Here is a 20,947-nt window from a genome sequence, read left to right as displayed (position 1 = left end):
CGACGGGTCGGTTCCCCCGCATCATCCGACTGCGATCACTCGTGTCCGCCCTCGATGATCGCCGATGCGGCGACGATCATCTCGGCAACTGCCGCCCGGTACCCGTCCGCGCCCAGCGCGGGCAGGATGCCCGGCAGCAGGCCGGTCAGGGAGACGGTCATCAGTGCCTCCGCCTTCAGCGCCGCGCCCATCAGGGTGACGGTCGCCTCCAGCTTTTCGTGCAACTGCCCGAACGTGACGTCGGTGCCGTCGTGCGCGATGGCCACCGTGTCCGGCGCGACCCGCGCGGCGCCCGCGACCAGTTCGGGGAGGTCGTCGACCGTGAGCTGCTTCTTCGGCTCGAGTGCCGCCCGTTCAGCGTCGGTGGTGACGTCGATCGCGCGCAGCACCACCGCCGGGTTCGCGGTGACGGCGTCCAGGATGCGCACGAACCGGTCGGCGAAGACCTCGACCGTCTCCCGGTCGAACAGTTCGGTGGCGTAGGTGAACGATCCGTCGATGCCGGTGAGGGCACCGGCCTGGTCGAACTGCTCCACCGCGGTGAGCTGGACATCGAACTTCGACTGATCGGCACCGAGATCCAACGCCGACACCTCGAGGCCCGGCAGCGCGAACGTGCCCGTCTGCATGTTCTGGAACGTGAGCATCACCTGGAACAGCGGCGAGTAGGCACTCGATCGACGGACACCGGCCGCCTCGACCACCTGCTCGAAGGGCACGTCGGCGTTGGCGAACGCCGCAAGATCCTGGGTCCGTGCCTGCGCGAGCAGATCCGCGAACGACGCGCTCGGCTCGACGCGGGTGCGCAGCGCCAGCGTGCCCACGAACATGCCGATCAGATCGTCGAGGGCGGCGTCACCGCGACCCGCGACCGGGGTGCCGATCGTGATGTCGTTCGATCCGCCGAGCCGCGACAGCAGGACCGCGAGCGCAGCGTGGAAGACCATGAACGTCGTCGCGCCCTGCTCGCGTGCCGTCTTCTCCACGCGCGCAGCGAGATCCGCATCGACAGCGAACGGAACCGCGGCGCCCGCGAGCGACGGACGGGCCGGGCGCGGGCGATCGGTCGGCAGCGCCGACAGCTCCGGCGCCCCCTTCAGCTCGTCCACCCAGTAAGCGATCTGCCGGGTCACGGCCGATTCCGGATCGGACTCGTCGCCGAGAACCTCGCGCTGCCACAGCGTGTAGTCGGCGTACTGCACGCCCAGCGGCTCCCACTGCGGCACACCGCCGTCGACCCGGGCCACGTACGCGAGCATGACGTCGCGGATCAGCGGGCCCATCGAGAACCCGTCGGCCGCGATGTGGTGCGCGACAAACGCGAGCACGTGCTCGGTCTCGCCCACCGCGAACAGCGCCGCCCGGACGGGAACCTCGGTGGTGACGTCGAACCCGCGCCCGAGGAACTCGATCAACCGGTCGGTGACGTCGGCCTCGGTCACCGCGATCGGCTGCAACCGCGGCACGGCCCGATCCGCCGGGACCAGTACCTGCGCCGGGCCGTCTGTGCTGTCCGGGTACGTGGTGTGCAGCACCTCGTGCCGCGCGATCACGTCGGCCACGGCGCTCGCCAGGACCCGGGCGTCGAGCGCGCCGGACAGGCGCACGGCGACCGGGATGTTGTAGGCCGCCGAGGCCGTGTCGACCTGGTTGAGGGTCCACATCCGCTGCTGCGCGAGCGACAGCGGAACGTGCGCCGGGCGCGGCCGCGCCGTGAGCGCGGGGCGTCCGCCCTGGCCGACGAGCGGTGTGACCGCGGCCGCGACACCCGCGACGGTCGAGTCCTCGAACACCACGCGCACCGGCACCTGCGTATCGAGCGCCGCACCGAGGCGAGCCACGAGCTGGGTGGCAACGAGCGAGTTGCCGCCGAGTTCGAAGAAGTCGTCGTCCAGACCGACCCGTTCGACCCCGAGGACGTCGGCGAAGGCGCCGGCGACGATCTCCTCGATCGGCGTCGTCGCGGCCCGGAAGTCGCGGGCCTCGAACACCGGCTCCGGCAGTGCCTTGCGGTCGAGCTTGCCGTTCGTGTTGAGCGGCAAGGTCTCCAGCACCACGTACGCCGACGGCACCATGTACGACGGCAGCGTCCGCGCCAGCGCGTCGTTGACCGCCGCGGTGTCGGTGCCGGCGTCGGCCACCAGGTACGCGACGAGACGCGTGCCGGTGTGACCGTCGGTGTACGCCGTCACGGCGGCCTCGCGCACCGCGGGAAGCTCCCGCAGCGCCGCCTCGATCTCGCCGAGTTCGATGCGGAAGCCGCGCACCTTCACCTGGAAGTCGGCGCGCTCGACGTACTCGAGTTCGCCCGCGGCATTCCAGCGGACGACGTCACCGGTGCGGTACATCCGCTCCCCGGTCGCCCACGGGTCCGCGACGAAGCGGTCGGCCGTGAGGTCCGCCCGGCCGTGGTACCCGCGGGCCAACTGTGCGCCCGCGAGGTACAGCTCGCCGGTCACCCCGGCGGGCACCGGGCCCAGCCGTGAGTCGAGGACGTACACCCGGGTGTTCCACTCCGGCACACCGATCGGCACGACGACGGTGTCCGCGTCGGTCACCTCGTGGTGGGTCACCGACACCGCCGCCTCGGTGGGTCCGTACAGGTTGTGCAGCACCGCGGTGTTGTGCGCGCGGAACGACTGCGCCGTCGCGGCCGGCAGTGCCTCACCGATCGCGAAGATGCGGCGCAGCGACGACGGCAGCGCCCCACCGGCGGTCGTCGTGAGCATCGACAGCATCGACGGGACCACGTGCAGCGTCGTCACCTGCTCGTCGCGCAGCACGTCCAGCAGGTAGCCCGGGTCGCGATGACCGTCCGGCGACGCGATGACGAGCCGGCCACCGCAGGTGGTCATCGACCAGAACTCCCACACCGACAGGTCGAACGTCGCGGCGGTCTTGAGCAGCGCGGCGTCCGACGCGTCCAACGCGTATTCGTCACGCATCCAGAGCAACTGGTTGACGATCGCGCCGTGCGACACGGCGACGCCCTTCGGCCGACCCGTCGAACCCGACGTGAAGATCACGTACGCGGTGTTGCGGGAGTCCAGCGGGCGCAGTCGATCCGTGTCGGTGACCGAAGTGGCCGGGAAGGAGTCGAGGTCGACGGTGTCGATCTCGAGCACCGGCCACTGGGCAACCGCGGTGCGGTCCCGCGATGTGGTGAGCACGCACACCGGCTGCGCAGCATCGAGGATGTAGCCGGTCCGCTCCGCGGGCTGGTCCGGGTCGACCGGAACGTAGGCGCCGCCGGCCTTCGCGACCGCGTACATGCCGACCAGCAGATCGACCGAACGGCGAATGGACAGGGCCACCATGGACTCCGGCCCCACACCGTCCGCGATCAATCGTCGGGCGAGACGGTTGACGCGGGCGTCGAACTCCGCGTACGTGACCCGCTCGGCGCCGCTGACGAGGGCGACCCCGTCGGGGGTCGCCGCGACCTGGGCGTCGAACAGGTCGACCAGGGTCGCCCGTTCGGTCGGAGCCGCGGTGGCGTTGTGTTCCACCAGCAGTCGCGCGCGCTCGTCGAGTCCGAGCAGGTCGACGTCGCCGACGGGCAGCGTCGGCTTGACGACGACGGTGCCGAGCAGGCGGGCGAAGCGGTCCGCGAACGAGCGGACCGTCGGCTCGTCGAACAGGTCGAGCGCGTACGTCATGGACGCCTTCATGCCCACCGGGTCGCCGCTGTCGTCGTAGCGGTCCTCGACGATGAGGTGCAGATCGAACTGCGCCACACCCGATTCGATCTCGGCCGCCTCGACGGTGAGCCCGGGCAGTTCCAGCGTGCCGCTGTCGTGGTTCTGGAACGAGAAGCCCACCTGGAACAGCGGGTGCCGCGCCGTGGACCGGGTCGGGTTGAGGTGCTCGACCAGCCGCTCGAACGGCACATCCGCGTTCGCGAACGCTTCGAGGTCCGTGTTGCGGACACCGGACAGCAGGTCGACGAACGACTGCGCGCCGTCCACGCGGGTGCGGAACACGAGCGTGTTGACGAACATGCCGACGAGCGCGTCGAGTTCGGCCTCGCCACGACCCGCGATCGGGGTGCCGACGGCGATGTCGTCGCTGCCCGACAGCCGCGACAGCAGCACCGCGAATGCCGAATGCACCGCCATGAACAGCGTCGCGTTCTGCTCGCGCGCAAGATCGCGCAGCGCCCGATGCGTCGGGCCGTCGATCTCGAACTCGACGAGTCCGCCGCGGAACGTCTGCACTGCGGGACGCGGGTGGTCGGTGGGCAGATTCAGCTGGTCCGGCAGCTCGGCGAGTGTGTCGCTCCAGTACCCGAGCTGCTGCGCGGCGAGCGACTCCGGATCGCTCTCGTCGCCGAGGATCTCCCGCTGCCACAGCGAGTAGTCCGCGTACTGCACCGCGAGCGGCGCCCAGCCCGGGGCGTGCCCGGTAGCGCGCGCGGCATACGCCGTCATGACGTCGCGGGTGAGCGGTGCGAGGGACACACCGTCCGCACTGATGTGGTGGACGACCATGCCGAGAACGAATTCGCTTGCGCCCGTGCGGTACAGCTCCACCCGGATCGGGACGTCGGAGGTGACATCGAACCGGGTCGCAGCGAGCTCGCGCAACCGGTCCGGGACGTCGGCCGGATTCACGTCGGTGACCCGGAGCGGCGCATGTGCGTCCGCCGCGGCCAGGATGACCTGCGCGGGGCCGTCGTCGGTCGCCGGGAACACCGTGCGCAGCGACTCGTGCCGTGCCGTCACGTCGGCGAGCGCCGATTCGAGCGCCGCGACGTCGAGGTCCCCGGACATCCGCAGCGCCAGCGGAATGTTGTACGCGGTCGACTCGGTGTCGAACCGGTTGAGGAACCACATGCGCTGCTGCGCGAGCGACAACGGAATCCGCTCGGGACGCGGCCGGGCCGCCAGCGCCTGGCGGGTACCGCCGGCCTGTTGTGTCAGCCGCGCCGCGAGGGTCTCGACCGTGGGCGCCTCGAACAGCTCCCGCACCGGGACCCGCGTGTCCAGGGCCCGGCTCAGGCGCGAGACCACCTGCGTCGCGACCAGCGAGTTGCCGCCCAGGGCGAAGAAGTCGTCGTCCAGACCCACCCGGTCGACGTCGAGAACCTCGGCGAACACGCCGGCCACGATCTCCTGCGTCGGCGTCGTCGGAGCCCGGAAGGCCCGCGTCTCGAACACCGGCTCCGGCAGCGCCTTCCGATCGAGCTTGCCCGACGCGTTCAGCGGGAAGGCGTCGAGGACGACGAGCGTCTGCGGCACCATGTACGACGTCAGCGACGTGGCCAGCGCGGCCTTGACCCGGTCGACGTCGAGCGCGCCGTCCGCGACCACGTAGGCGACCAGCTGATCGGACTTGATGAGCACGACGGACTGCGTGATCTCCGGCAGCGCCAGCAGCGCCGTCTCGATCTCGCCGAGCTCGATCCGCAGACCACGCAGCTTCACCTGGAAGTCCGTGCGGCCCAGGTACTCCAGCTCGCCCGCAGGGAAATCCCCCGTCGCTTCGCTCGCCCCGACCGTCCACTTCACCAGATCGCCCGTGCGGTACATCCGCTCGCCGCTGTCGGAGAACGGATTCGCCACGAAGCGGTCCGCCGTGAGATCGGCGCGGCCGAAGTAGCCGCGCGCCAGCTGGGTTCCCGCGAGGTACAGCTCGCCTGCGACGCCCGCCGGGACCGGCGCGAGACGACCGTCGAGCACGTACGCCCGGCTGTTCCAGACCGGCGAGCCCATCGGGACGCTCGCGCCGACGGTGCCCGCGACCGGGCGCGCCGTCGCGTGCACCGCGAACTCCGTCGGACCGTAGAGGTTGTGCAACTCGGCATGGTTTACCGCGTTGAACCGGTCGGCGGCCGAGGTCGGGAACGCCTCACCGGCCACCTGCACCAGCCGCAGCGATTCGCAGTCACCGGACGCCAGTTCCGCCGTGAACGCCGTCAACATCGACGGCACGAACGACGTCGCCGTCACCGACTGCTCCTCGATGACCCACTTCAGGTACGCCGGATCCCGGTGTCCGTCGGGGGCCGCGATCACCAGGCGGCCACCGACCGCCAGCGTGCCGAACAGCTCCCACAGCGACACGTCGAACGTGAACGGCGTCTTCTGCAGCACGACGTCGTCGGCCGACAGCGCGTACTCGGCGCACAGCCACTCGATCTGGTTGACGATCGCGGCGTGGTCCACGGCCACGCCCTTCGGCCGGCCCGTGGAACCCGAAGTGAAGATCACGTACGCGGCGTTGGTCGGCCGCAGCGGCGCACGACGCTCCGCATCGGTGACCGGGGCGTCCGAGAACCGCGAGAGGTCCACGTCGTCGAGAGTCACGGGGCGCGCGGAGCCGGGCAGGTCGACGCTGTCACGCGAGGTGCTCAGCAGCAGAACCGGATTCGCCGTCTCCAGGATGTACGCGTTGCGCTCGGCCGGCTGGTCGGGATCGATCGGGACGTACCCGCCGCCCGCGGCGAGCACGGCATACATGCCCACCAGCAGGTCCAGCGATCGACGCATACCCAGACCCACCAAGGTGTCCGGGCCCACGCCCTCGGCGATCAGCAGCCGCGCCGTGCGGCGCACCCGCGCCGCGAACTCGGCATAAGTCAGCAACGCACCCTCGAACACGAGTGCCGTGGCGTCCGGCGTCCGAGCCGTCTGCGCGTCGAACAGGTCCACCAGCGTGGCGGCCTCGACCGCGTGATCGGTCGCGTTCCAGCCACCCAGGACCAGGGACCGCTCTACCGCGTCCAGCAGGCCGACGTCGCCGACCATCGCGGACGAATCCGCGGTGACGGCCTCGAGGACACGCACGAACCGCTCGCCGAACACCCGCATGGACCGCTCGTCGAACAGGTCCGTGGCATAGGTGAGCTGGACCGAATAGCCGCTCCCCGACGGCTCGACCGTCACCTGGAGGTCGAACTTCGCGACGGCCGCGTCGAAGTCGACCGCCGACGCGCTCAGCCCGGGAAGCTCGAGCGACGCGCGATCGAGGTTCTGGAACGCGAGCATCACCTGGAACAGCGGATGCCGGGCCTGCGAGCGTTCCGGGTCGAGGATCTCGACCAGACGCTCGAACGGCAGGTCCGCGTGCTCGAACGCGGCCAGGTCGGTGGACCGGACCTGCGCGAGCAGATCCGCGAACGACCGTCCGCCGTCGACCTCGGTCCGCAGCACCAGCGTGCCGACGAACATGCCGATCAGGTCGTCGAGGGCGGCCTCGCCGCGGCCCGCGACCGGGGTGCCGATCGCGATGTCGGAGGTGCCGCTCAGCCGTGCGAGCAGCACCGCCAGCGCCGCATGGACCACCATGAACGGCGTCGCACCGTGCACTCGAGCGACGTTGTCGATGCCGTCCTGTAGCTCGGCATCGATCGAGAACCTGTGCGTGGCGCCACTGTTGGAGGCCACGGCCGGCCGGGGCCGATCCGACGGCAGATCCAGCTGCTCGGGCAGGTCGGCGAGCTGCCCGGTCCAGTACGAGACCTGCTGCGCGATCAGCGACTCGGGCTCGTCCTCGTTGCCGAGGACCTCGCGCTGCCACAGCGCGTAGTCGGCGTATTGGACGTCCAGCGGCGCCCAGCCCGGAACCTCGCCGGCGGAGCGGGCCGCGTAGGCGCGCATCACGTCGCGGGTCAGCGGACCCATCGAGAAACCGTCGGCCGCGATGTGGTGCACCACGAGGACGAGGACGTGTTGATCTGCTGCCAGCTGGAACAGCTTGGCGCGCAGCGGAACATCCGATGTGAGGTCGAAGCCGGCCGATGCCAGCTCCTCGATCCGGGCGACGATTTCCGTGTCGGTCGCGGACTCCACGACGAGGTCGACCTTCGCGGCGGCGGCGGGCAGGATCGTCTGCGCGCCCACGCCGTCGACGTCCGGGAAAACCGTGCGCAGCGACTCGTGCCGCGCGACGACATCACGGAGCGCGGAGCCGAGCGCGTCGGCCTCCAACGTGCCGGTCAGCCGGATCGCGACCGGAATGTTGTTCACCGCCGAGTCCGGCTCGAAACGGTTGAGGAACCACATGCGCTGCTGCGCAAGCGACAACGGAATCCGGTCCGGACGCGGCCCTGCCGTGAGCGCCTTGCGGGCACCCGCACCCGCAAGCGACTGCAACGCCGAAGCCAGCGCATCGACCGTCGACGCCTCGAACAGCACCCGCACCGGAACCGTCGTGTCGAACGCCGCACCCAACCGGGCCACGACCTGCGTCGCCACCAGCGAGTTACCACCGAGGGCGAAGAAGTCGTCGTCCAGACCCACCCGATCCACACCGAGCACATCGGCGAACACACCCGCGACGATCTCCTGCGTCGGTGTCATCGGCGCCCGGAACTCGCGCACCTCGAACACCGGCTCCGGCAACGCCTTCCGATCCAACTTGCCCGACGCATTCAACGGGAACGCATCCAGCACCACGAACGTCGAAGGCACCATGTACGACGCCAAGCTCCCGGACAGGACAGCCTTCGTACCCTCGGCATCGAACGGCCCGTCTGCCACCACATAGGCGACCAGCTGATCATTCTTGACCAGCACCACGGACTGCGCGATCGACTCCTGCGCCAACAGCGCCGTCTCGATCTCACCCAACTCGATCCGCAGACCACGCAACTTCACCTGGAAATCGGTACGGCCGATGTACTCCAACTCACCGTCGGAAGTCCACGTCACCAGATCGCCCGTGCGATACATCCGCTCCCCGCCATCGGAGAACGGATTCGCCACGAAACGATCCGCCGTCAGATCACTGCGCCCCACATAGCCGCGCGCCAACTGGACGCCCGCCAGATACAACTCACCCGGAACACCCACCGGCACCGGATTCAGACGCCCATCCAACACGAACACCTGCGTGTTCCACACCGGCGCACCGATCGGCACACTCGCCTCGTCCGCGGCCGTGACCTCGTGGAACGTCACGTCCACCGCAGCCTCGGTCGGGCCGTACAGGTTGTGCAGCGCCGCACCCGAGATTTCCCGGAAACGCTCTGCCGTCGACGCCGGCAACGCCTCACCCGACGCGAACACGTTTCGCAGCGTCGTGACGTCCTGCGCCGCCGCCTCGGCGACGAACACCGCGAGCATCGACGGCACGAAATGCGCGGTCGTCACCGACTGCTCCACCATCACCCGCGCGAGATACGCCGGATCCCGATGACCGTCCGGAGCGGCGATCACCAGACGAGCACCCACCTGCAACGGCCAGAAGAACTCCCACACCGACACATCGAACGTGAACGGCGTCTTCTGCAGAACCGTGTCGTCCGCAGTCAGGCCGTACTCGGCCTGCATCCACACCAGACGATTCACAATCGCCGCATGCTCGACCGCCACACCCTTCGGACGACCCGTCGAACCCGACGTGAAAATCACATACGCGGTGTTCGAACCACGCAGCGGCCCAACCCGATCCGCATCCGACAGCGGAGCATCCGAGAATCCGGACACATCCGTCTCGTCGAGATTCACGACGGAGACAGACCTCTCCCCCGCGACCTCGAAACCGTCTCGCGACGTCGACAGCACCAACGCCGGAACAGCCGTGTCCAGGATGTAGCCGTTGCGCTCCGACGGCTGATCCGGATCCACCGGCACATACCCGGCACCCGCGGTCAGCACCGCATACATGCCCACCAACAGATCCAGTGATCGCCGCATCCCGAGGCCGACAAGGGTGTCGGGGCCGACACCTTCCGCGATCAGGAACCGCGCTGTCCGATGCACCCGCGCCGCGAACTCCGCATACGACAGCGACTCGCCCTCGAACACCACCGCGACAGCGTCCGGCGTCCGGACGACCTGCTGCTCGAACAGATCCACCAGCGTCGCGTCCGGCACCGGGTGCGACGTCGCGTTCCACTGCTGCAGCAGCGCACGCTCCGATGCGTCCACCACCTCGACGTCGCCCACTGCGATCGAGGGATCGGCCGTCACCGCGTCGAGCAGACGAACGAACCGGTCCCCGAAGGACACCATGGTCGATTCGTCGAACAGATCGGTGGCGTACGTCAGCTCGACGGAAAGACCTGCCGTCCCGCCGGACTCGTCCACGGACTCGGCGACGGTCACCTGGAGATCGAACTTGGCGGCCGCGGCGTCGATGTCGACCGCCGAGACGGAGAGCCCCTGCAGTTCCAGGGCGAGCGGGCCGAGGTTCTGGAAGGTGAGCATCACCTGGAACAGCGGATGCCTCGCCTGCGAGCGCTCGGGGTCGAGCACCTCCACCAGACGCTCGAACGGCACGTCCGCGTGCGCGAACGCAGCCAGATCGGTCTCCCGCGTCTGCGCCAGCAGTTCCTCGAACGAGCGGGCGCCGTCGACCTCGGTCCGCAGCACCAGCGTGCCGACGAACATACCGATCACGTCGTCGAGCGCCTGCTCGCCGCGACCGGCGATCGGGGTGCCGACCGCGATGTCCGACGTCCCACTCAGCCGCGCGAGCAGCACCGACAGCGCCGCGTGGACGACCATGAAGGGGGTCGCGCTCGCCTGCTGGGCGATCGTCTCGACGGCCCGGTGCGTCAGCGCGTCGATCGTGAACCGGTGCGTCGCACCGCGACCCGACGCGACCACCGGCCGGGTGCGGTCCGCCGGCAGATCCAGCTGCTCCGGCAAGCCGGTGAGCCGGTCGGTCCAGTACGAGACCTGCTGGGAGATCAGCGAATCCGCGTCGTCCTCCGAGCCGAGGACCTCGCGCTGCCACAGAGCGTAGTCCGCGTACTGCACGGGCAGCGGGGTCCAGGCCGGCGTCTTTCCCTCGCAGCGCGCGGTGTACGCGACCATGATGTCGCGGGTGAGCGGGCCCATCGAGAAGCCGTCGGCCGCGATGTGGTGCACGACCAGCGCCAGCACGTGCTCGGTGGGGCTCAGCTCGTACAGTGCCGCGCGCAGCGGCACTTCCCGGGTGACGTCGAACGTCGACCGCGCGAGATCGCCCAGCGCATCGATCAGCTCGTCCGTGGTGACGGCGATCGGGTCCAGCGCGATCCCCGTCCGAGATGCCGGCCGGACCACCTGGCTGCCGACACCGTCGACCTCGGGGTACACGGTGCGCAGCGACTCGTGGCGCGCGATCACGTCGGCGACGGCCGCGCGCATCGCGGTCCGGTCCAGCAGACCCGACAGGCGCACCGCGACGGGGATGTTGTTGCCGGCCGACTCGGTGTCGAACCGGTTGAGGAACCACATGCGCTGCTGCGCGTACGACAGCCGCACGACGTCGGGCCTACGCTGCGCCATGAGGCGCGGACGGCCACGCGTGCCGGAGAACTGTTCGATCCACGCGGCGAGGGCGCCGACGGTGGACGACTCGAACATCGCCCGCACCGGCACCGACGTGTCGAGCGCCTCGCCGAGGCGTGCGACCACGCGGGTCGCGGTCAGCGAGTTGCCACCCAGTTCGAAGAAGTCGTCACCACGCCCGACCCGGTCGACGCCGAGCAGGTCGGCGAACACGTCGGCGACCATCTTCTCGAGCGACGTCTCCGGCGCCTCGAACGCGCGGGACTCGAACTCGGGTTCCGGCAGCGCCTGCCGGTCGAGCTTGCCGCTTCCGCTGATCGGCAGCTCGTCGAGCACGACGACGGCCGCCGGCACCATGTAGGACGGGAGCGCGCGTCCGACGGCATCCTTCACTGCGGACGAATCGATCGACTCGCCTTCCGTGGCAACGAGATACGCCACCAACTGCTCGCGCTTGACCACGACCACGGCCTGCGCGACGGCGTCCAGTCGCAGCAGGACGGCCTCGATCTCGCCGAGCTCGATCCGGAAGCCACGCAGCTTCACCTGATCGTCGGCGCGGCCCACGTACTCGATCACTCGGTCGCCGCTCGTCCGCACGACGTCGCCGGTGCGGTACAGGCGGGATCCGGGCGCCCCGAACGGGTTTGCCACGAATCGCTGTGCGGTCAGACCGGCACGGGCGTGGTAGCCGCGGGCCAGTCCGGCTCCCTCGAGGTACAACTCGCCGACGACCCCGGCCGGGACCGGGCGCAGCCGCGCGTCGAGCACATAGGTGTTCGCACCGCGGATCGCCCGTCCGATCGTGACGGATTCCCCCGGAACCAGCGGATCGGAGATGTTCGACGCCACGGTCGCCTCGGTCGGGCCGTACGCGTTGAACATCCGCCGGCCGCCGGTGGCCCACCGCGCAACCAGATCGGCCGAACAGGCCTCACCACCGACCACGACCGCCCGCAGCGCGTCCAGGCCGGACGGGTCCACCGATGCCAGCGCCGCCGGAGTGACGAACGCATGCGTCACTCGTTCGACAGCCAGCAGTTCGGTCAGTTCCTGACCGCCGTAGATCGACGTCGGCGCGATCACCATGGTCGCCCCGGCGCCGAACGCCATGAGCAACTCGAGGATCGACGCATCGAAGCTCGGCGACGCGAAATGAAGTGTCCGCGAAACGGACTCGACGCCGTAGCGCTCCACCTGCTCGGCCGCGAACGCGGCCAGACCGGTGTGCGCGACCACCACGCCCTTCGGCACACCCGTCGAACCGGAGGTGTAGATGAGGTAGGCGGGATGGCTCGTCGTGAGAGCGCGCACCCGGTCGGTGTCCGTGATCCGGACCGGCGACTGCTCGTCGACCGCGGCGGAGACCGCGGCGTCGTCGAGGACCAGCCACGGAATGCCCTCCGGCAAACCCGCGGCATGCTCGGACGTCGTCACACCCAGCAGAGCGCCGGAATCCGAAACCATGTGCGCCACCCGGTCACCCGGATAGTTCGGGTCCACCGGGACGAACGCGGCGCCGGACTTGGCGACCGCCCACACCGCGGTGACGGACTCGACCGAGCGGGTCAGCGCAACAGCGACGACGTCCTCCGGGCCGGTGCCACGCGACACGAGCAGGCGCGCCAGTCGGGTGGATCGCTCGTCGAGTTCGCGATACGTCACCCCGGTGTCACCGGAAATGAGCGCGACCGCATCGGGGTCGATGTCCGCCGCGGCCGTCAGCAGATCGGCCAGCAGCACCGGCGCGGGCGCGGCCACGGGAGCCGGTCCGGTCAGCTCGGCTGCCTCGTCGGCACCGAGCAGGTCGATGTCGCCGACGACGGTGTCCGCCGAGGCGATGACAGCCTCGAGCACGCGGAGGAACCGGGTGGTGAACGCGCGCACCGTCGGCTCGTCGAACAGATCCGTCGCGTAGGTGAACTCGCCGGTCATGCCCTCCGCGAGTCCGTCTGCTCCGATGGCCTCGCGGAAGGTGAACTGCAGATCGAACTTGGCGACCGCGGCATCGAGGTCGACCTTGTCGATCGTGAGTCCGTGCAGGTCGAGATGGGTGGCGCCGAGGTTCTCGAACGAGAGCATCACCTGGACGAGCGGATGCCGTGCCGTCGACCGGGTGGGGTTGAGGACGTCGACGAGTCGCTCGAACGGAATGTCCGAGTGCGCGAACGCCCCGAGCGCGACGTCCCGCGCACGTGAGAGGACGTCGGTGAACCTGGCGTCCTGCTCGACCTCGGTCCGCAGGACCAGGGTGTTGACGAACATGCCGACGAGATCGTCGAGCGCCTGCTCACCGCGCCCGGCGACCGGGGTGCCGATCGCGATGTCAGAGGTGCCGCTGAGCCGCGACAGCAGCACCGACAACGCGGCGTGGACGACCATGAACAGCGACGCGTTGTGCGCGTGCGCCAGATCGATGAGCGCCCGGTGTGTGTCCGGGGAGATCTCGAACTCGACGTGCGCACCGCGGAAGGACTGGTGCGCCGGCCGCGGCCGGTCGGCGGGCAGGTCGAGCTGGTCGGCGAGCCCGTCGAGGTGCCCGGTCCAGTACCGGGCCTGGCTCGAGATCACCGAGTTCGGGTCGTCCTCGGAGCCGAGGATCTCGCGCTGCCACAGCGCGTAGTCCGCATACTGCACCGGCAACGGAACCCATGCGGGCTGATCCCACTGGGTGCGGGCGGCGTAGGCCGCCATGATGTCGCGCGCGAGCGGGCCCATCGACCAGCCGTCGGCGCTGATGTGGTGCACGACGATCGCCAGCACGTGCTCGGTGGAATCGAGGCGGAACAGCTCGGCTCGAACCGGCGTCTGGGTGGTGACGTCGAATCCGCGACCGGCGAGGGTCAGCGTCGCGTGCCGCAGCCCTTCACGGGACACGTCCCGAGGCAACAGGTTCGGCACACTCTGGACGGCGTCGAGCACCACCTGATGAGGTCCGTCCGCGGAATCAGGGAAGACCGTGCGGAGGGACTCGTGCCGGTCGAGAACGTCCATGATCGCGATCTGCAGGCCGCCGACGTCCAGGCCACCGGACAGCCGCAGCGCGAAGGCCAGGTTGTAGGTGGGCGATTCGGGATCGAGGCGGTTGAGGAACCACATCCGCTGCTGCGCGAGCGACAGCGGGATCCGCGCCGGGCGGGGTCCGGCGACGAGTTCCTTCCGGGCACCGGCGCCCGCGTGCTGTTCGACGCGCGCCGCGAGCGCGGCGACGGTCGACACCTCGAAGAGCACCCGCACCGGAATCCGGGTGTCCAGCGCCGCGCCCAGGCGGGAAATCACCTGCGTCGCGATCAGCGAGTTGCCGCCGAGCGCGAAGAAGTCGTCGTCGAGACCGACCCGGTCCACGCCGAGGACGTCGGCGAAGACGTCGGCGACGATCTCCTCGATCGGTGTCGTCGGCGCCCGGAACTCGCGCGCCTCGAACACCGGTGCGGGCAGGGCGGCGCGGTCGAGCTTGCCCACCGGGGTGAGCGGCACCTCGTCGAGCACGACGATCGACGCGGGCACCATGTACGACGGCAGCAGCGACGCAACATGATCCGAAACTGCCGCCACGTCGACGCCGTCGCGTGCCGACACGTACGACACGAGCGCGGTCTGACCCGACGGCATGCGGTGGCCGACGGTCGCGGCGAACGACACGTCGGGATGATCGGTGAGCGCGGCATCGATTTCGCCGAGTTCGATGCGGAAGCCGCGCACCTTCACCTGGAAGTCGGACCGGCCGACGTACTCGATCGCCCCGTGCGCGGTCCAGCGGACGACGTCACCCGTGCGGTACATCCGCTCGCCGGGCCCGCCGAACGGGCTCGCGACGAACCGGTCGGCGGTGAGCGCGGGACGGTCGATGTAGCCGCGCGCGAGCGCGTGGCCGGTCAGGTAGAGCTCACCGGCGACCCCGACCGGGACGGGCCGCAGCCGCGAGTCGAGGATCAGGGCCCCGGTACCGGCGACCGGGCCACCGATCGTTACCGGCTCACCCGCGAACAGTTCCGCGCGAGTGGAGACGATGGTGGTCTCGGTGGGTCCGTACGCGTTGAAGAACTGCCGGCCCGGCGCCCAGCGGGCGACGAGTTCGGCGGAGGAGGCGTCGCCGCCGACCGACACCACGCGCAAGTGTTCGAGGTCGTGCGCGTTGACCGAACCGAGGACCGCAGGGGTGATGATCGCGTGCGTGACGCGCTGCTCGGCGAGCAGCGCATGCAGTTCCGCGCCACCGATGATCGTGGGCGGGACGACCACCAGTTCGGCGCCGGAAGACGACGCCAGCGTCCACTCGAGCACCGACGGGTCGAAGCTCGGCGAACAGATGTGCAGCACCCGGTCACCCGCGCCGACCCGGTACAGCGCCCGGGTCTGGTCCACCAGCCCGGCGAGGCCGCGGTGCGTGACCGCGACGCCCTTGGGCCGGCCCGTCGAGCCCGACGTGTAGATGACGTAGGCGACGTGGTCCAGCCTCAGCCCGGCCGTGCGCTCGACGTCCCGAACGGGGCCGGACGCCCGGTCGCGCGCCGCCGCTTCGAGGTCCGCGAGCGCGTGCCAGCGCGTCGCCTGCGGAAGCTCGGCGAGATCGGCTGCGGACGTGATGCCCAGCACCGCACCGGAATCCGACAGCATGTGCGCGATCCGCTCGGCCGGGTACGTCGGATCGACCGGCACGTAGGCGGCACCGGTCTTGGCGACCGCCCACACCGCCAGCACCATCTCCCACGATCGCGGGAACCCGAGTGCCACGACGGATTCGGGGCCGACACCGGACGCGATCAGTTCCCGCGCCAGCCGGCTCGACCGCTCGTCGAGATCGCGGTAGCTCAGCACCGTGCCCGCGCAGCCGACCGCGGCCGCGGCCGGGTCGATCGCGACGCCGGACGTGAGGAGATCGACCAGCAGTCGCTCCTCCTGCACGGGATCGCCGTGGACCGCGGTCAGCGCGTCGAACTCCCCGGAATCCAGGATCTCGATGTCGCCGACCGCTGCGGCGGGATCGGTGACGACGGCGTCGAGAAGGCGCACGAAGCGCTGCGCAAAGGACTCGACCGTCGACGCGTCGAACAGGTCCGTGGCGTACTCGAAGACCGCCGCCACCGCGGCCGGAGCGCCCGATTCGTCGAACGCCTCCGAGATCTGCAGCTGCAGATCGAACTTCGAGATCGGCACGTCCAACTCGGCCGCGCTGGCCCGCACGCCCGCGAAGCTCAGGTCGCGGACACCGGTGACCTCGGCCGACAGCATCGCCTGGAACAGCGGATGCCGGGCCGGCGACCGGGTGGGCTCGAGCGCCTGGACCAGCCATTCGAACGGGACGTCCGCGTTGCCGTAGGCCTCGAGATCGGTCTCCTTGACTGCCGACACGAGGTCGGCGAACGACACCGTCGGATCCACCCGGGACCGGAGCACCAGGGTGTTGACGAACATGCCGATCAACCCGTCGAGGGCCTCGTCGCCGCGGCCGGCGATGGGAGTGCCGATCGCGATGTCCGACGTGCCGCTCAGCCGCGACAGCAGGACGGCGTACGCCGCGTGGACCACCATGAACAGCGTGGCGCCGTGCTCGCGGGCGAGGCCCTGCAGGCGAGCGTGGGTGTCGGCCGGGATCTCGAAGCGCAGCTTGGCGCCGGCGTTGGACGCGACCGCGGGCCGCGGACGATCCGCCGGGAGGTCGAGCTGGTCCGGCAGACCCGCCAGCGTCCGCTTCCAGTACGCGATCTGCTGCGCGGCAACCGAATCGGCATCGCCCTCGGAGCCGAGCACCTCGTGCTGCCATACCGCGTAGTCGGCGTACTGGACCGGCAGCGGCTCCCATGCGGGCGCCGCGCCCTCCGCGCGGGCGGCGTACGCGATCATGAGGTCCGCGGCGAGCGGGCCGAACGACGATCCGTCGGCCGCGATGTGGTGCAGCACCATCGCGACCACGTACTCGGTGTCGGACAGCTGCAGCAGTTCGATCCGGAACGGCGGTTCGGTGGTCACGTCGAAGCCACGCGCGGCGAGGCCGAACAGCGTGCCCTCGAGCGCGTCGGGCGCCGTGGCCACCGGTTCGAGCGGCCGGACGACGTCGGAGACGGGCAGGATCACCTGCTGAGCGGCGCCCTCGACCTCGGGGTACACGGTGCGCAGCGACTCGTGACGCGCCACGACGTCGGCGAACGCGGCCGAGAACGCCTGGGTGTCGACCGCACCGGACAGCCGGACCGCGAACGGAAGGTTGTACACGGCCGTCTCGGCGTCGAAGCGGTTGAGGAACCACATCCGCTGCTGCGCGAGCGACAGCGGGATACGTGCGGGGCGGGCGACCGAGCCGAGCGCAGGGGCCCCGGTGCCACGCTGAGCGGTCGCACCGGCACGTGCCGCCAGCGCCGCGACGGTCGACGCCTCGAACAACTCACGCACGCCGAGCCGGACGTCGAGGGCGGCCCCGACCCTGGTCACGACCTGGGTCGCGACGAGCGAGTTGCCACCGAGTTCGAAGAAGTCGTCGTCGAGCCCCACCCGCTCGATGCCGAGCACCTCCGCGTACACCGCGGCGACGGTCTTCTCGGCATCACTACGGGGAGCCCGGAACTCCTTGTTGCTCAGGAACATCGGCTCCGGAAGGGCCTTGCGGTCGAGCTTGCCGCTGGTATTGAGAGGGAACGCGTCGAGCACGGTCACCGACGCCGGGACCATGTAGGCCGGCAGCGACCGGCCCGCGAACTCGGCCAGCTCGGCCGGGACGATCGTGCGCCCGGGCCCGGGTACCACGTACGCCACCAACTGGTCGCCGGTCGCGGTCGGCACCACGAGGACGACGGTCTGCGACACGTCGTCGTGCGCGAGCAGGACCGTCTCGATCTCGCCGAGTTCGATGCGCTGGCCACGGAACTTCACCTGGAAGTCGGTGCGCCCGATGTAGTCGAGGTTGCCGTCCGCCCGCCAGCGGACGAGGTCGCCGGTGCGGTACATCCGCTCACCCGCGTGGCCGACACCGTCGACGCCGCCGAACGGGTTGGCGACGAAGCGATCCGACGTGATGTCGGGCCTGCCGACGTAGCCGCGGGCCAACTGGTCGCCCGCGAGATAGAGCTCTCCCGGCTGACCGATCGGGGCGGGGCGCAGCCGGTGATCGAGCACGTAGGCGCGGGTGTTCCACTCGGCCAGGCCGATCGGGACCGTCGTGGTGTCCTGCGGGCCCGACTCGTAGTAGGTCACCGACACCGCAGCCTCGGTGGGGCCGTACAGGTTGTGCAGACCCGCGCCGCACAGCTGACGGAACTCGGCGGCGGTCTCGGGCGGCAGCGCCTCGCCGATGACGAAGCAGTCCCGCAGCGAATCACACGATCCGGCAGGAGCATTCGCGACGAACACCGTCAGCATCGACGGCACGAAGTCGGTGACCGTCACCGAGTGCTCGGCGATCTTGTTCGCCACGTACACCGGGTCGCGGTGGCCGTCCGGAGTGGCCACGACCATCGACGCACCGACCCGCAGCGGCATGAAGAAGCCCCACAGCGACACGTCGAACGTGGTCGCGGTCTTCTGCAGGTACGCGTCCGACTCGGTCATCGGGTACTCGTGCAGCATCCACTCGAGCTGGTTGTCGATCGCGGCATGCGAGACCGCGACGCCCTTGGGCCGGCCCGTGGAACCCGACGTGTAGATCACGTACGCGGTGTTCTCCGGGCGCAGCGGCGCGAGCCGGTCGGCATCCGTGACCGGCCCGGCGTCGAGCGCCGAGAGGTCGACCGTGTCGATCTCGATCGACACGGTGCCCTGCGGTAGATCCACCGCGTCCCGCGCCGTGGTGAGCACGCACGCCGGCCCGGCCGATTCGAGGATGTAGGCCGTCCGGTCGGCCGGGTGGTCCGGGTCGATCGGCACCCAGGCGCCGCCGGACTTCACGATCGCGTACAGTCCGACGATCAGATCGAGGGAGCGTCGAATGGACAGTCCGACAAGCGATTCGGGGCCGACACCCATTCCGATGAGCGTGCGGGCGAGCGCGTTGGCGCGGGCATCGAGCTCCGCGTAGGTCAGCGCCTCGCCCTCGAACACCAGCGCCGTCGCATCGGGCGTGCGCGCCACCTGCTCGTCGAACGCCTCGGCGAGGTTGCGCGGGCGGAACTCGTGCCCCGTGCGAACCCAGTCGCCCAGCACCGTGCGGCGCTCGAGTTCGGTGCCGAGCCGGAGTTCCCACACCGGCTGCTCCGCCCCGGCGGCCACGTAGCGGTCGAGGAACTCGACGAAGCGCTCGTGGTTGCGGCGGGCTTCGTCGTCGCCGTACAGGTTGGGGTTCGACTCGAAGTCGACGTGCGTCGTCGCGCCCGCGATGCCCTGGTAGACGTTGACACCGAGGTCCTCGATGAGACCGGTCGAGAGGATGTGCTGTTCGCCGACCGTGTCGCCGAACCGCAGTTCCGTGTGGAACATCATGATGTTCACCCACGGACCGAAGAAGGACGCCTGACCCGCCGCGCCCGTCACGTCACGTCGGATGTCCTCGTGCCGGTACCGCTGGTGGCGCAGCGCGCCCGACACCTCGGTCGCGACCCGGCCCAGCAACTGCGACACGGTGGTGTCGGCGGTCACCGTCAGGCGCAGCGGGACCACGTTGGACGTCATGCCGCCGGAGCGCCGCAGCACGGCGTTGGTGCGGGCGGTGACGGGCAGGCTCAGGACGACGTCCTCGCGGCCTGTCATCTGAGCCAGGTAGGCCGCGAACGCCGCGATGACGACCGTCGCGATCGTCGTGTCCTCGCGTTCGAGGAACGCGTCCATCCGGGCGGACGTCCCGTCGGGCAGGGCGACGCTGTCGATCCGGCTCAGTGGCGCGGGCGGCGCCGCACGGCCGGCGAGGCTCGTGGGCTCCTCGACACCGGCGACGCGGTCGAGCCAGTAGTCGCGGTCCGACGCGAACCGCGTCGAGGATCGGTAGGTGCGGTCGGCGTCGTAGACCTTCCCGAGCGGCGACGCCAGGCTCGGCGAGGGTTCCGTCCCGTCCACGTCGGCCGAGTACAGCTCGGCCACCCGGTTCACGAACGTGGTCGCACCGAATCCGTCCAGCACGACGTGATGGGCACGGTTGTACCAGTAGTAGAGGCCGTCCTCGACGTGCAGGACCGCGGCGACGGCCAACCGGTCGGTGAGGAGGTCGACCGGCGCGCTGTAGTCGGCACGCATCCACGCGAGGGCCGCCGCGCGCGGATCCGGCTCGGGTCGCAGGTCGACGTACTCGGGCGCGTCGTCGAGCGAGGCGTCGACCACCTGCATCGGCTGGGCGTCGACTTCGAGCAGGCGCACGTAGCCGGACCGGGTCTCGCCGGCCGCGCGGGCGCTGGCCCGATGCAGTCGGGCGATGTCGAGCTCGCCACGGAGTTCGACGTAGTGCGCGATGTTGGCGGGCACGGACGGGTCCACGTGTTGTGCGAACCACATGCCGAGCTGTGCCTGGGACAGCGGGAACGGACGTGCGTCCCCGCCGAACGAGCTGTCACCCTCTAGTCCACCGACGCCTAGCGAGTCCAAACCCAGAGCCTCTCTTCTCACCATCACGCGCCCCCGCCCACATGTCGCCGAGCGACCCGAGGCGGACACCGAAACACATGACCCTTCTCAGCTGCGCCCGACACGGGTTCGCACGGTCAGCCGACAAGGCACACACTCGGGATGTATCTGCTGATCGGACCTGTTTCGTTACAGCAGCGGGCGCCGGCAGACGCCGGTCACAGAGTTCAGGGAGAGACGGC

The 20,947-nt window shown here is 70.0% G+C and carries 1 protein-coding gene; it reads right to left on the bottom strand.

Annotation, left to right across the window (positions count from 1 at the left end):
* Positions 1-35: 35 nt before the first annotated feature.
* Positions 36-20,750, bottom strand: coding sequence for a non-ribosomal peptide synthase/polyketide synthase (locus tag LCL87_RS10710; RefSeq protein WP_225019422.1), 20,715 nt, complete (start codon positions 20,748-20,750; stop codon positions 36-38).
* Positions 20,751-20,947 lie beyond the last annotated feature (197 nt).

The organism is Prescottella equi, assembly GCF_020171745.1.
GTDB lineage: Bacteria > Actinomycetota > Actinomycetes > Mycobacteriales > Mycobacteriaceae > Prescottella > Prescottella equi_A.
Note: the sequence above shows the minus strand (reverse complement) of the source record. Positions and strands in the feature narration are given on the sequence as shown.

Excerpts from the sequence above, each read along its gene's own strand:
- LCL87_RS10710 (WP_225019422.1), bottom strand. The coding sequence starts at position 20,750 with ATGGTGAGAAGAGAGGCTCTGGGTTTGGACTCGCTAGGCGTCGGTGGA.